Source organism: Massilia niabensis (genome assembly GCF_042655085.1).
Lineage (GTDB): Bacteria > Pseudomonadota > Gammaproteobacteria > Burkholderiales > Burkholderiaceae_D > Telluria > Telluria niabensis.
Map to the genome: position 1 here is coordinate 280,171 of NZ_JBHSMU010000019.1, position 12,586 is coordinate 292,756.

The window sequence follows — 12,586 nt, forward strand, 5'->3', positions numbered from 1 at the left end:
TATTGGCCACGATCAGGTCGAATCCGGTGATCTGACCCGTAGGGTGGGCGGCTATACCCGACCTTATAAATTTACGCGCCTTTTGCGCCGCTCACGCGTTCAACCACATTGTGAACTGACGCGGCATTTCAACGTGTAGTTGAACGCGTGAGCGGCGAAGCCGCCCACCCTACGTCCTGCTGCAAGCGCTCCGGATATCCATCACGCCAGCGCGGTATCCAGCACCGTCATCAGGATGAACCCGAAAATCAGCGCAATCGTCGCCGAGGTCTCGTTACCGTTCTCGCGCATCTCGGGAATCACGTCGTGCACAATTACGAACAACATCGCGCCGCCTGCGGCTGCCAGGGCGATCGGCAGCATGCCGGCCGAAATGCCGATCAGCGCCACGCCGAACGCGGCCGCCAGGGGTTCGACCAGGCCGGACAGCACACCCAGCCCGACCGCGGTCAGGCGGCTGTAGCCGACCGTGCGCAGGGCCAGCGCCACGACCAGGCCTTCGGGCACGTCCTGGATCGACACACCGGTCATCAGCGAATGCGCTTTTTCGATGTCGATGCCGGCATAGGCCACGCCGATGGCAAGCCCTTCCGGCAGGTTGTGCAAGGCCACTGCGGTGACGAACATCCAGGCACGGCGCAGCGAGCTGGCGCTGGTGTTCTTCTCGAGCACGCTGGTCGGTTCAATCGCCCGGCTCATCAGGAGGATGGCGCCGGCGCCGGCCATAATGCCCGCGCCTGCCAGCAGGCTCGCTTCCCACGGCCCCGCGCCGGCCGAGCGGGCGGCGGCCAGGGCCGGGATGACGAGCGAAAACGCCGTCGCCCCGAGCATGACGCCCGCGCCAAAGCCGAGGAAGCAGTCGTAGGTGCGCTTTGAAAAATTCTGTGAAAACAATACCGGCAAGGTGCCGAGCGCGGTGGCCGCGGCTGCCGTTCCACCGCCCAGCAGGGCATTGCGCATCTTCAGGTTGGCGTTCATGACCTGCTCGACGAGACTGCCGAGCAACAACAGGCAGCCCACCGAGCAAATCAGCAGGCCGATGACGCGCCGTACGGTGAGCGCGCGCATGATCGCGTCCGTCCAGCCAAGTTTACGTGCTTCAGAGTCCATCCACGGTCCTTTCAGTCCGCCGCACCAATACCCGGCCCGTAGGCAGGATCCTGAGGGGTGAGTCTACACCTCTCGCAGCGGCGCAGCGTGCACGGCAGCCGGGAGACCGGCCGCCCATGCACGCCACAGGTTTACTACAGTGATGCCATTACGGCTTGCTGACTGCCGACGCGCCTTTTGGCGTCGACGGATCGAGGCCCAGCTCGGCGCCCGTCTGTGGATCCTTGGACGGATCGGACATGGTGCGCACCTGCATCTGCTTGAGCACCTTGATGTCGTCGGCAGGCAGTTTCACCTCGGCTTCGCCGGAGCCGCCGTCGACCGCCATCTGCTTCTCGCGGTCGGTGACGAAGTCCCAGTCCGGGCCCTGGTTCCACGGGCCGCGCATTTCGCCTTCGCCCTGCGACATGTTGTAGTACACGCTCGAGAAACGCGGATCGACCGGCATTTTGCCCGAAGGGAAATTCGAATCCATCGCGTACAGGGCTTTCTCGAAGGACTTCTGGTGCGCCACTTCGCGCGTCATCAGGAAGCCCAGCGCTTCTTTCACGCCAGGGTCGTCGGTCAGCGCGATCAGGCGTTCATAGACGACCTTGGCGCGTGCCTCGGCAGCGATGTTGGAACGCAGGTCGGCGCTCGGCTCGGTGATCGAGTCGATATAGGCTGCCGTCCATGGCACGCCGGCCGAGTTGACCAGCGGCGTACCTCCGCCGTACAGCACCTGTGTCACGTGGCTGTCATTGCCGGCGCCAGTGATCTTGCGGTACATCTCGGCTTCGGTATCGACGGCCTCGGCCAATTGGCCCTTGGCGCCCTTGTTCAGCATGGCGACGATGTGGCCGATCACTTCGAGGTGGCTGAGCTCCTCGGTGGCGATGTCCATCAGCATGTCCTTGCGGCCTGGATCGTCTTCCGATACGGCTTGGGTGAAGTAACGCATGGCGGCTGCGAGCTCGCCTTGTGGGCCGCCGAATTGCTCGAGCATCAGGTTGGCCAGGCCGGGGTTCGGTCCGCTGACGCGGACGGTGTATTGCAGGCGTTTGTTATGTGCAAACATTCCGACTCCTCCGATAGATTTAGACTAAGCGTCCACGCGACAGCGTGCGACGCATCCAGTAACGGCTGCAGGCAGCCGTCGAACATGGCTCATCTTGGCAGTGTTGGGATGACAAGTAATCAGTCGCGCCGCCGTATCCGTGTAGGACTGCGGTGACAAGCTGTAAAGGCGCGTTAAGTCGTTTCCGGGAAGACTTCTATATTGGTAGCACTACTTTCAGTTACACAATATTTGAGCAGAAAGCGCAACAGCCGGGGCGCGGCGCGCGGTACGAAACACCAAGTATCAAAGAACAAGGTCTACGAATAAACCCGTGCACCGAGCGCGACGCGCGGCATTGGCCGACATGGTCCTGCGACGGATTCCTACTTCGTGCGCCCATCAGCGGGACTAGGATCTTAGTCATTCGTCAATACGGAGGTATGCCAAATGTTTTCCTTGAATCAGCTTAGCCCGACCATCACCGACATGATCCGCTTCGATCACTCGCACGTGATGGTGACCTTCCATCAGTATACGAAGGACAAGTCGCCGAGCGTGAAGAAGGCGCTGGCCGACACCATCTGCACGGCGCTGGAAATCCACGCCACGCTGGAAGAGGAAGTGTTCTATCCCGTCATGCGCCAGCTCGACAAGGGCGAGCCCTTCATCCACAAGGCCGAGCCCGAGCACAACGATATGCGCCGCATGATTGCCGAACTGCGCCGCACCAGCGGCTCCGATCCGCGCCACGACAAGCTGCTGCTCGAACTGATGCGCGACGTGATCCACCATGTGGCGGACGAGGAAACCACCCTGCTGCCACAGGCGGAAATGCTGATGACCAAGGCGCGCCTGTCGGAACTCGGCTCGCAGATGACCAAGCGCCGCATGGAGCTGGTGGCGCCGAAGGCGGGCAAACTGGCCAAGAGCCATGCGGTGGGGTTCTCGGGCAGCACGACGGCGGTCGTCGTCGGATTGGCCAGCGCCCTGTTCGCGATGCGCCACCTCGTCAAGAAGCCCGACGGCACCCAGGCCAACACCAAGACCTGGGCCAGTGCCAACTCGATGCCGCACGGTAGTTAAGGCAGGAATTGCAAGCTTGTAAACCGCGCCTGCCGGCCTAGCCGAGCAGGCGCATCAGCACCGGCAACAGTGCTGGCACCAGCCATGGCGCCAGCACCGCCGTCAGCACGCCGTTCAATCCCATCCCCAGGCCCGCAAAAGCGCCCATTTCGAGACTGACCTGGAAGGCGCGTGCGGTGCCGATCCCGTGCGCCGCCACGCCAAGCGCAAAGCCGCGCGCCGCCGGCGACTCGATTCTCAAAGCGTTGAACAAGAAGCGCGCCGTGACGGCACCGAAGATGCCGGTGCCGATCACCAGCACAGCCGTGAGCGCCGGCACGCCCGCCAGGCGCTCCGAGACCGCCATCGCGATCGGCGTCGTGGCCGACTTCGGGCCGACCGTGTGCGCCAGTTGCGGCGAACCGCCCAGCAGGATCACGATCGCGACCGCGCTGGCGATCGCCGTCACGCATCCCGACACCAGCGCGCACAGCAGGGGCAGGATTGATCTTCGCATGCGCGGCAACTGGCGCGCCAGCGGCACGGCGAGGGCCACCGTTGCCGGGCCGAGCAGGAAATGGACGAACTGCGCCCCGGCAAAATACCGCTCGTAGGACATGCCGCTGGCCAGCAGCGCCAGGCTGACGAAGGCAATGGCAATGGCGACCGGATTGGCCAGCGGCGAATAGCGGCAGCGCGCGTAGATCGCTTGCGCAACGACGTAGGCGCACAGGGTGAGCGTCAGGCCCGCCAGCGGCGAAGCCGACAGGTAGACCCAGAAGGAGCCGAGGCTAGCGAAGTCCGGCATCGCCGTCCTGTTCCGGTTCGGGCGGGAGTTTACGCAGGATGAAGGCGGTCACGGCGAGGGTCAGCAGGGTCGAGACGACGAGCGAGGCAATGATGGACAGCCAGTGCCCGCTGCCGCTGCCGGCGGTGGCAATGATGCCGACACCGGCCGGGACGAACAGCAGCGACAGATGGCGCAGCAGCTCGCTGGCGGCGGCTTCAATGCGCCCCTGCAGCGCCGGCCACAGCAGGAGCGCCGCGAACAGCAGCACCATGCCGACGACCGGCCCCGGGACCGGCCAGCCGAGCAGGAAGACGACGCCTTCGCCGAGGCATTGGAACAGGAGCAGGATGGCGAAGGCGGGTAGCAAGGCGTCTCCAGGGTTCCTGCCTGCCCCTTACGCTACTTCGGCGGTTGCCCCGATCGCCCCGCGCCTGACCTGGTCACGCTCGATCGACTCGAACAGCGCCTTGAAATTGCCCTCGCCGAAGCCATCGTCGCCCTTGCGCTGGATGAACTCGAAGAATACCGGGCCGAGCTGGGTTTCCGAGAAAATCTGCAGCAGCAGGCGCGGCTTGCCCTCCGCCACGCTGCCGTCGAGCAGCAGCCCACGGGTCTGGAGTTCGGCCGGGTTCTCGCCGTGGCCCGGGATACGGCCTTCGAGCATCTCGTAATAGGTCGCGGGCGGAGCGCTCATCAGGGGCACGCCGGCGGCGCGCAGGCTGTCCACGGTCGACATCAGGTCTTCGCTCAGCAGGGCAATGTGCTGGATGCCCTCGCCGTTGAACTGCATCAGGAATTCCTCGATCTGGCCGCCGCCTGCCTTGCCCTCTTCATTCAGGGGAATCCGGATCTTGCCGTCCGGCGCCGTCATTGCCTTCGAAGTCAGGCCGGTGTACTCGCCCTTGATGTCGAAGTAGCGGATCTCGCGGAAGTTGAACAGCTTTTCGTAGAACCCGGCCCAGAAGGCCATGCGGCCGCGGTAGACGTTGTGGGTCAGGTGGTCGATGATCTGCAGGCCGTGGCCGCGCGGGCGGCGATCGACGCCTTCGATGAATTCGAAGTCGATGTCATAGATCGACTTGCCGTCTTCGAAACGGTCGATCAGGTACAGCGGCGCGCCGCCGATGCCCTTGATGGCCGGCAGGCGCAATTCCATCGGGCCGGTCGGGATTTCGACCGCCTGGGCGCCGAGTTCCAGGGCGCGCTTGTAGGCCTTGTGCGAATCCTTGACGCGGAAGGCCATGCCGCAGGCCGACGGGCCGTGCTCGGCGGCGAAGTAGGCGGCGTAGCTCTTCGGCTCGTTGTTGACGATGAAATTGATCTCGCCCTGGCGGTACAGCACCACGTCCTTCGAACGGTGCACCGCGACCTTGGTAAAGCCCAGCTTTTCGAAGATCGGCTCGAGCACGCCGGGTGTGGGCGAAGCGAACTCGACGAATTCAAAGCCCATCAGGCCCATTGGGTTGTCGAACAGGTCAGCCATGTTGTTTTCCTTTTGATGCAGATGATCTCCTCCAGCCAGCGCATGCCTCGTGAGCGGCGCGGGCGGAACCGTAGGCCGGCGTCTTCGCGCCTGGCCCCAAGCATGCGTGCAGCGCCTCCCCGTACCTGGTCCCGTACACGGCGCGGCTGCGCGACGACCGGAATGATACGCCAGTTGCGCGTCCAGTTCTTGCAATAATGTCGAATCGGCATGCCCGGCGCAGCGCACAGTTACTGCGCGAAGGTTTCGGCAACCAGCGAGCGCAGCCACTGATTGCCCGGGTCCTGGTTGAAGCGCCGGTGCCAGAACACCTTGGTCTGCAGCGACGGCAAGGCCAGCGGCGGGGTGATCGACACCAGCCCGAACGGCGCGGCGGCCTGCTGCGCCAGCTTCTGGGGTACGGTTACCACCAGGTCGGCGGTGCTGACGATATACGGGACCGCCGTGAAGTGCGGCACCCGGAAGCGCGCCGCCGGCCCGATCCCCGCCTTTTCGAGCAGAGCGTTGATGCGCTCGTACGGGCTGTCGGCCGACTCGACCAGCAAGTGTTCGGCCGCGACGAAACGCTCGAGGGTCACCTTGCCGGCCGCCAGCGGATGGCTGGCGCGCACCATGCTGACATAAGGCTGGCGAAACAGCAGCCGCTGGTACAGGGCGTCCGACACGTCGTCGAATGCGCCGATGGCAAGGTCGACCCGGCCGCTTTCCATCTCTTCCTTCAGGGCGATGCTGCCCGCCCGTACCGAGCTGATCCGTACCCCGGGCGCCAGGCCGCCGCAGCGCTCGATCAAGGCCGGCATGAAATAGACCTCGCCGACGTCGCTCATCGCCACCGTGAAGCGGCGGTTGCTGGTGGCCGGATCGAAGGCGCTGCGCTGGTTCAGGGCCAGCGCCACCTGCGCCAGCGCCGCCCCGACAGGCTCGGCCACGCTCGCGGCGAAGGGCGTCGGCTGCATGCCCTGCCCGGTGCGGACGAACAATTCGTCGCCGAACAGCCGCCGTAGCCGCGCCAGCGCATTGCTCACTGCCGACTGCGACAGTCCCAGGCGCCGGGCCGCGCTCGAAATCTGGCGTTCACGGTAGACCTCCTGGAACACGGCCAGCAGGTTCAGGTCGATGGTATGGGGTTCGATCACGGCGGCGCCTGGTATTGATAAAGCAAATAGTCTACATTCATCTATTCACGTCGTAAAATATCCACACTTGGCTTACAGTGCGGTCTGACACCTACTACCTATGCCAACATGAGGGAAGCACCATGGTCCAGCACATCGGCACGCAGGCCGGTTACCAATCCGGCTTCGGCAATGAATTTGCCACCGAGGCGCTGCCCGGCGCCCTGCCGCAGCACCGCAATTCGCCGCAGCGCGTCGCCTACGGCCTGTATGCCGAGCAGATTTCCGGCACCGCCTTCACCGCGCCCCGTTCGCATAACCGCCGCTCCTGGCTGTACCGCATCCGCCCGGCTGCCATGCACGGCCCCTTCGAGCAGATCGACAACGGCCGCATCGTCGGCAATGTGGGCCAGGTAGCTCCGCCGCCGAATCAGTTGCGCTGGAGCCCTTTACCCATTCCCGACGCGCCGACCGACTTCATCGACGGCTGGGTGACCATGGCCAGCAACGGCTCGGCCGAATCGATGAGCGGCTGCGCGGTGCACCTGTATGCCGCGAACCGGTCGATGACCGACCGATTCTTCTACTCGGCCGACGGCGAGCTCCTGATCGTGCCCCAGCAGGGCCGCCTCGAAATCGCCACCGAACTCGGCACGATCGAGCTGGAACCGCAGGAAATTGCCGTGATCCCGCGCGGCATCCGCTTCCAGGTGCGCCTGCCGGACGGCGAGGCGCGCGGCTATATCTGCGAGAACTTCGGCGCCCTGCTGCGCCTGCCGGACCTGGGCCCGATCGGCTCGAATGGCCTGGCGAATCCGCGCGACTTCCTTACCCCGGTCGCACAATACGAGGAACGCGAAGGCGAGTTCACCCTGGTTGCCAAGTTCTGCGGCAATCTGTGGGCCGCGAAGATCGGCCACTCGCCGCTCGACGTCGTCGCCTGGCACGGCAATTATGCGCCCTACAAATACGACCTGCGCCACTTCAACACCATCGGCTCGATCAGCTACGACCACCCCGATCCGTCGATCTTCCTGGTGCTGCATTCACCGAGCGACACGGCGGGCGTGGGCAGCCTCGACTTCGTGATCTTCCCGCCGCGCTGGCTGGCCGCCGAAGACAGCTTCCGCCCGCCCTGGTTCCACCGCAATGTCGCAAGCGAGTTCATGGGTCTGGTGCATGGTGCCTACGACGCCAAGGCCGAGGGCTTCGTGCCCGGCGGCGCCAGCCTGCACAACTGCATGAGCGGCCACGGCCCGGATGCGGCGACCTTCGAGAAGGCAAGCGAGGCCGACACCAGCCGCCCAAGCAAGGTAGCGGACACGATGGCCTTCATGTTCGAGACCCGGCATGTGCTCTGCCCGACCGCGCATGCGCTGGCCTCGCCGCAGTTGCAGGCCGGCTACCACGACTGCTGGGCCGGCATCCGCAAGAACTTCCGGCCGACGCCGTAAGCGGGAGCGACGCGATGGCGCACCAGTCTATTCTCAGCTTTTCGACTCGCGGCCGAGGCACGCAGGACATCACGCGCGAGGTGAGCGAGGTCGTTGCAGCCTCCGGCGTGCAGTGCGGCCTTGCCCACGTGTTCGTACAGCACACCAGCTGTTCGCTGACGATCACGGAAAACGCCGATCCCGATGTACGGCGCGACCTCGACACCGTCCTGGACCGCCTGGCGCCGGACGGCGACCCGGCCTACCGCCACAACGACGAGGGTCCCGACGACATGGCGGCGCATGTGCGCAATGTGCTGACGGATACCGGGATCACGGTGCCGGTCGGCGGCGGGCGCCTGCTGCTGGGTACCTGGCAGGGCATCTACCTGTGGGAGCACCGGACGGCCCTGCACCGGCGCACGGTGGTCGTCACCGTAATGGGGTGAGATCGTGCCTTCATCTCGCCTCTACTTGAAATACGGCGGCACGTTGCCGGCTATTTGTGCGAACTCGCTCTCCGTCAACGGCAGGCGCCGGAACGCCGCCCAGGCCTCCGCTGGCCGCAGGTTGTCGCCCTGCGCCGAATCGCTCCCGTACAGCACGCGCGTCACGCCGATCTGGCGGATGCGCTTTACCAGCAGCGCCGCGGCATCCGGCGTGATGTCGCGGTCGGCAATCGAGGCGACGTCGAACCACAGGTTGCGCGTCGCCGGGTGGCGGCGCTCCACCGCCTGCGCCAGCTCGGCCAGCACCTCGCGCGCGGGCGGGTCCTCGAAACCGGGCCCGGTGCCGGCCATGTGCGCCACCTGCACGGTCACATCCGGTGCGGCCGGCAGCACCTTGTCGAGGAACACCCGCGCCTCGGCGGCTCCATAGGGCCTCTTGTTGCGGATGCTGGCGCGCATGTGGACGACGATCGCCATGCGCTGGGCGTTGGCCGCAGCGAACACTTCGGCCAGGCGCGCCGCATGGGCCGGGTTGTCGAGCTGTACGTCGGAGTTCCCGAGGTGCATCTTGATGCCGCGCTTCAGGCCGGGTTGGCCGGCGCAGCGCTTGATTTCCTCGAGCGCATACTCCTTCAGGGGCGCGATCCCGCAGAACGCGACCAGGCGCCCGGGAAACTGCGCCGCCTGGTCAGCGGTCCAGTCGTTCTCGGCGCGCGTCCTGGCGTATTCGTTCTCGACCTTGCGGTTCGCACTGCCGTACATGTAGGCGGTGGAGAGCAGCACGCCCTTCCTGATGCCGGCGGCATCGAGCAGCGGCAGCAGCTCCTTTGCCGGCAGCGGTTTCAGCCCCGATCCCGGGCCGATCAGCGTGATGATCTCGTCGCTGAACACGTGCTGGTGGAAGTCGCCGGCGGGCGCCGGCTGGGCCGGCTGGACCGGTTGTGCACGCACGGCGCCACAGGCCAGGGCGAGCGAGATCAACAGGACACTGGTGCGCATGCGGTTTCCTCCTTGTTTTGGATGGCAAACCTTAGCACCTGGCCAATCCGGCTCGCCGGGCCATGCGACGGCCTGTCGAAATCCGGGGGCGAAGCGCCTGCCCTCCCGGATGAAAGGACCGACGGGCTCAAGGCCGGGCGGCCCGCAAGGCGGACTGTTACCGCGTTGCCGCGCCCGCAGCAACCGGCGCGCCAGTCTCGTCCGTCGCGAAGCGCCGCATCGAATACGCGAACACCAGCCCCCCTGCGTACATCAGCACGCCGTACAGGGCGCCGGGAATCGCCATCGCATCCTGCTTCAGGACGGTGCTGGCAATGACCAGGGCCAGCGTCGCGTTCTGCACCGCCGTTTCGATGCCGAGCGTGATCGACTGGCGCCGCGACAGGCGCGCCAGGCGGGCCACCAGGAAGCCGCACAGCAGCATCGTGACGTTCAGGGCAATAGCGAACGGCGCCAGGGTGCCGAAATTGTCCCGCAGCAGCGCCCAGTTCTTGGCCGCGGCGGCAATCACGATCAGGATGAACAGGACCGTGGCGATCTTCGTGGCTTTCGGTTCGATGCGCAGCGCCAGCGCGGGCTTGCGGTTGCGCACCACCATGCCGAGCGCGACCGGCAGCCCGACCATCAGGAAGATCTGCCCCGTCATCGTCCCGATCGGCGCAGGCACCCGCTGCGCCGTGCCGGCAAAATAGTCGAGCGAGAACGAGACGATCATCGGCAGCGTGAAAATGGTCAGCACGCTGGCGACGGCCGTGAAGCTCAGCGCCAGGGCGACGTCGCCGCGCGCGATATAGGTCAGCAGGTTCGAGGTGGAACCCGTCGGGCAGGCGGCCAGGATCATGAAGCCGACGGCAAACGCCCCGGTGATGCCGGACACCTTGATCATCGCGAAGCAGGCGAGCGGCAACAGCACGAAGTGGCACAGCATACCGACCAGCAAGGCGCGCGGCTGGCGGGCAATGCGGGCGAAATCGGGGGGCGTCAGGCCGAGGCCAAGCGAAAACATGATGAAGGCAAGCGCCACTGGCAGCAACACACTTGAAACGATATCTCCCTGCATGACCTTGCCTCCTCTTGCCGCGTCAGCCGCTTGTAAGTTTTATATTAGTGTAAGGAAAACATAGTTAAGACCGTATTGACAACCTTTTGTTCAATTACCGGCGCGGCGAGTCGTGCGGGGACTCCGGTGCCGACCGTGCGATGATGTTAGCAATGTTGCCACTTCGACCTATGCTTCCGCCATGCTGACCAGCGTACTGATCATCCTTTTCCTGATTCTCCTGAATGGCGTATTTGCGATGTCGGAACTGGCGCTGGTCTCGGCCAAGCGCATGCGGCTCGAAAAATCGGCCGGCGAAGGCAGCCGCGGGGCGCGCGCGGCGCTCGACCTTGCCGACGAGCCCAGCAACTTCCTCTCGACCGTTCAGGTCGGCATCACCCTGATCAGCATCTTCAACGGTGCATTCGGCGAAGCCTCGCTCGTGGCGCAGCTGACACCGATGTTCAAGGAGATCCCTGCCCTCGCGCCCTACGCCTACCAGGCGGCGCTCGGCCTGGTCGTGGTCTGCATCACGTTTGCCTCGATCGTCCTCGGCGAACTCGTGCCCAAGCGCATCGCGATGGCCTATCCGGAGGCGATGGCGACTTTGATTGCCCCGCCGCTGCGCGTCCTCTCGCGCATCATGTCGCCGTTCGTCAAGATTCTGTCACTGACCACCGAAGCCATCGTGCGCCTGCTGGGCATGGGCCGCCACAAGGAAGAAGCGCCGACCGAAGAAGACATCACCGGCATGATCAAGGAAAGCACGGACGCCGGCGTATTCGAGAAAACCGAGTACGACATCGTCTCGCGCGCCCTGCGCCTGGACGACCAGCACCTGAAGTCGCTCATGACGCCGCGCGTCGACGTCACCTTCGTCGACCTCGAAGACCCGCGCGCCGACAACCTCGAGCGCATCGCCGGCAGCCGCTACAGCCGCCTGCCGGTCTGCCGCGGCGACCGCTCGCACGTCGTTGGCTTCGTGCACACGCGCGACCTGCTGGCGCAGGCGGTGCGCGCCGGCTCGCTCGACGCGATCGACATCGAGGGTGCGGTCCAGGAAATGCTGTACGTGCCGGAAAGCGTCAGCGCCATGGCCCTGCTGGAACTGTTTAAGAAGAACAATGCCGAGCTGGCGCTGATCGTCGACGAATACGGCGACATCCAGGGCATGGTCACGCTGACCGACGTCATGAGCGCGCTGGTGGGCGACGTCACCGTCATCGGCGAGGAGCACGATCCGGACGCCGTCCAGCGTGAGGACGGCAGCTGGCTGCTCGACGGCGGCGTGGCGCTCGACCGTTTCCGCGACCTGATGGGGACCAGCCTGAGCTTCCCCGGCGAGGAAGCCGGCGCTTACCACACGCTGGCCGGCTTCATGCTCTACCAGCTCGGCTACATCCCGCGCGCGGCGGATGTCGTGTCCTGGGAAGAATACCGCTTCGAGGTGGTCGACATGGACGGCAACCGCATCGACCGTTTGCTGGTGACCCATGTCCCGACACCCGCCGAGCCGGTCGACAGCGACGAGATGCAGGACGACCGCGCCTCCTGACGCTTGCGCGGCGCGGCACCTTGCCGCCTGCACGCGGTCCAAGGTGCAGGAGGACGCCGCCGAAGGAGGCGACATGAGCATCGACTGGAACGCTTTCAACCCCTGGAGTTCGCTCGCCGGCGGCATACTGATCGGGCTGGCCGCCGCGCTCCTGATCCTGCTGAACGGCCGCGTTGCCGGGGTCAGCGGCATCCTCGGCGGCCTGCTTCCCCCAAAACCCGGGGACGCCGCCTGGCGCGTCCTGTTCCTGCTCGGCATGGTGCTGGCGCCGCTGGTCTACGCGGCTTTTGCACGCCTGCCCGTGCTCCACATCGAAGCCGGCGGTGGCCTGCTGGTGGCGGCCGGGCTGCTGGTGGGCATCGGCACCCGCTATGGTTCCGGCTGCACCAGCGGCCATGGCGTCTGCGGCGTGGCGCGACTGTCGCCGCGATCGGTCGTCGCCACGCTGGCCTTCATGCTGGTCGGCTTCCTCACCGTTTTCCTGCTGCGGCACGCCTTCCCCTGAGGAGCCG

Annotated in this window: 13 protein-coding genes; 5 read left to right on the forward strand and 8 right to left on the reverse strand. The window is 65.4% G+C overall.

Annotated elements, in window-relative coordinates; all coding sequences use genetic code 11:
• Positions 1-201: 201 nt before the first annotated feature.
• Both ACFPN5_RS24565 and ACFPN5_RS24570 read right to left on the reverse strand, forming a co-directional pair.
• Complete coding sequence (locus ACFPN5_RS24565; RefSeq protein ID WP_379786476.1) at positions 202-1,110, reverse strand: ZIP family metal transporter; 909 nt, start codon at positions 1,108-1,110, stop codon at positions 202-204.
• Between the two features lie 148 nt (positions 1,111-1,258).
• Positions 1,259-2,167, reverse strand: a complete 909-nt coding sequence (locus tag ACFPN5_RS24570) for a manganese catalase family protein (protein ID WP_379786477.1) — start codon at positions 2,165-2,167, stop codon at positions 1,259-1,261.
• A gap of 429 nt (positions 2,168-2,596) precedes the next feature.
• Here ACFPN5_RS24570 and ACFPN5_RS24575 point away from each other — a divergent pair, with 429 nt between their 5' ends.
• Positions 2,597-3,232 carry a hemerythrin domain-containing protein gene (locus ACFPN5_RS24575; protein WP_379786478.1) on the forward strand — a complete coding sequence of 212 codons (636 nt, stop codon included), beginning with the start codon at positions 2,597-2,599 and terminating at the stop codon, positions 3,230-3,232.
• 37 nt (positions 3,233-3,269) lie between these two features.
• On the opposite strand, the gene ACFPN5_RS24580 is transcribed toward ACFPN5_RS24575, so the two are convergent.
• From ACFPN5_RS24580 to ACFPN5_RS24595, 4 genes are all read right to left on the reverse strand, one after another.
• Positions 3,270-4,019, reverse strand: coding sequence for an LrgB family protein (locus ACFPN5_RS24580; protein WP_379786479.1), 750 nt, complete (start codon positions 4,017-4,019; stop codon positions 3,270-3,272).
• Positions 4,003-4,368 (reverse strand): CidA/LrgA family protein, encoded by a 366-nt coding sequence (locus ACFPN5_RS24585; protein WP_379786480.1) that lies wholly within the window; start codon positions 4,366-4,368, stop codon positions 4,003-4,005. Before ACFPN5_RS24585 ends, ACFPN5_RS24580 begins: the two co-directional genes overlap by 17 nt.
• 27 nt (positions 4,369-4,395) lie before the next feature.
• Complete coding sequence (hppD, locus tag ACFPN5_RS24590) at positions 4,396-5,484, reverse strand: 4-hydroxyphenylpyruvate dioxygenase (protein ID WP_379786481.1); 1,089 nt, start codon at positions 5,482-5,484, stop codon at positions 4,396-4,398.
• 230 nt (positions 5,485-5,714) lie between these two features.
• Complete coding sequence (locus ACFPN5_RS24595; RefSeq protein ID WP_379786482.1) at positions 5,715-6,620, reverse strand: LysR family transcriptional regulator; 906 nt, start codon at positions 6,618-6,620, stop codon at positions 5,715-5,717.
• Between the two features lie 122 nt (positions 6,621-6,742).
• Here ACFPN5_RS24595 and hmgA point away from each other — a divergent pair, with 122 nt between their 5' ends.
• Together hmgA and ACFPN5_RS24605 are read left to right on the forward strand one after the other, a co-directional pair.
• On the forward strand, positions 6,743-8,053 hold the full coding sequence (gene hmgA / locus ACFPN5_RS24600; RefSeq protein ID WP_379786483.1) for a homogentisate 1,2-dioxygenase: 1,311 nt from the start codon (positions 6,743-6,745) through the stop codon (positions 8,051-8,053).
• 14 nt (positions 8,054-8,067) lie between these two features.
• Positions 8,068-8,481: a secondary thiamine-phosphate synthase enzyme YjbQ gene (locus tag ACFPN5_RS24605; RefSeq protein ID WP_379786484.1), complete on the forward strand. Its 414-nt coding sequence runs from the start codon at positions 8,068-8,070 to the stop codon at positions 8,479-8,481.
• Between the two features lie 21 nt (positions 8,482-8,502).
• Here ACFPN5_RS24605 and ACFPN5_RS24610 read toward each other — a convergent pair whose 3' ends face one another.
• Positions 8,503-9,480, reverse strand: coding sequence for an amidohydrolase family protein (locus ACFPN5_RS24610; RefSeq protein ID WP_379786485.1), 978 nt, complete (start codon positions 9,478-9,480; stop codon positions 8,503-8,505).
• 157 nt (positions 9,481-9,637) lie between these two features.
• Positions 9,638-10,540, reverse strand: a complete 903-nt coding sequence (locus ACFPN5_RS24615) for a bile acid:sodium symporter family protein (RefSeq protein ID WP_379786486.1) — start codon at positions 10,538-10,540, stop codon at positions 9,638-9,640.
• A 181-nt stretch (positions 10,541-10,721) separates the two neighbouring features.
• On the opposite strand from ACFPN5_RS24615, the gene ACFPN5_RS24620 reads away from it, so the two are divergent.
• Entirely contained in the window at positions 10,722-12,074 is a 1,353-nt protein-coding gene (locus ACFPN5_RS24620) for a hemolysin family protein (RefSeq protein WP_379786487.1), read from the forward strand.
• A 73-nt stretch (positions 12,075-12,147) separates the two neighbouring features.
• Positions 12,148-12,579, forward strand: a complete 432-nt coding sequence (locus ACFPN5_RS24625) for a YeeE/YedE family protein (protein ID WP_465263185.1) — start codon at positions 12,148-12,150, stop codon at positions 12,577-12,579.
• The last annotated feature ends 7 nt before the right edge of the window (positions 12,580-12,586 follow it).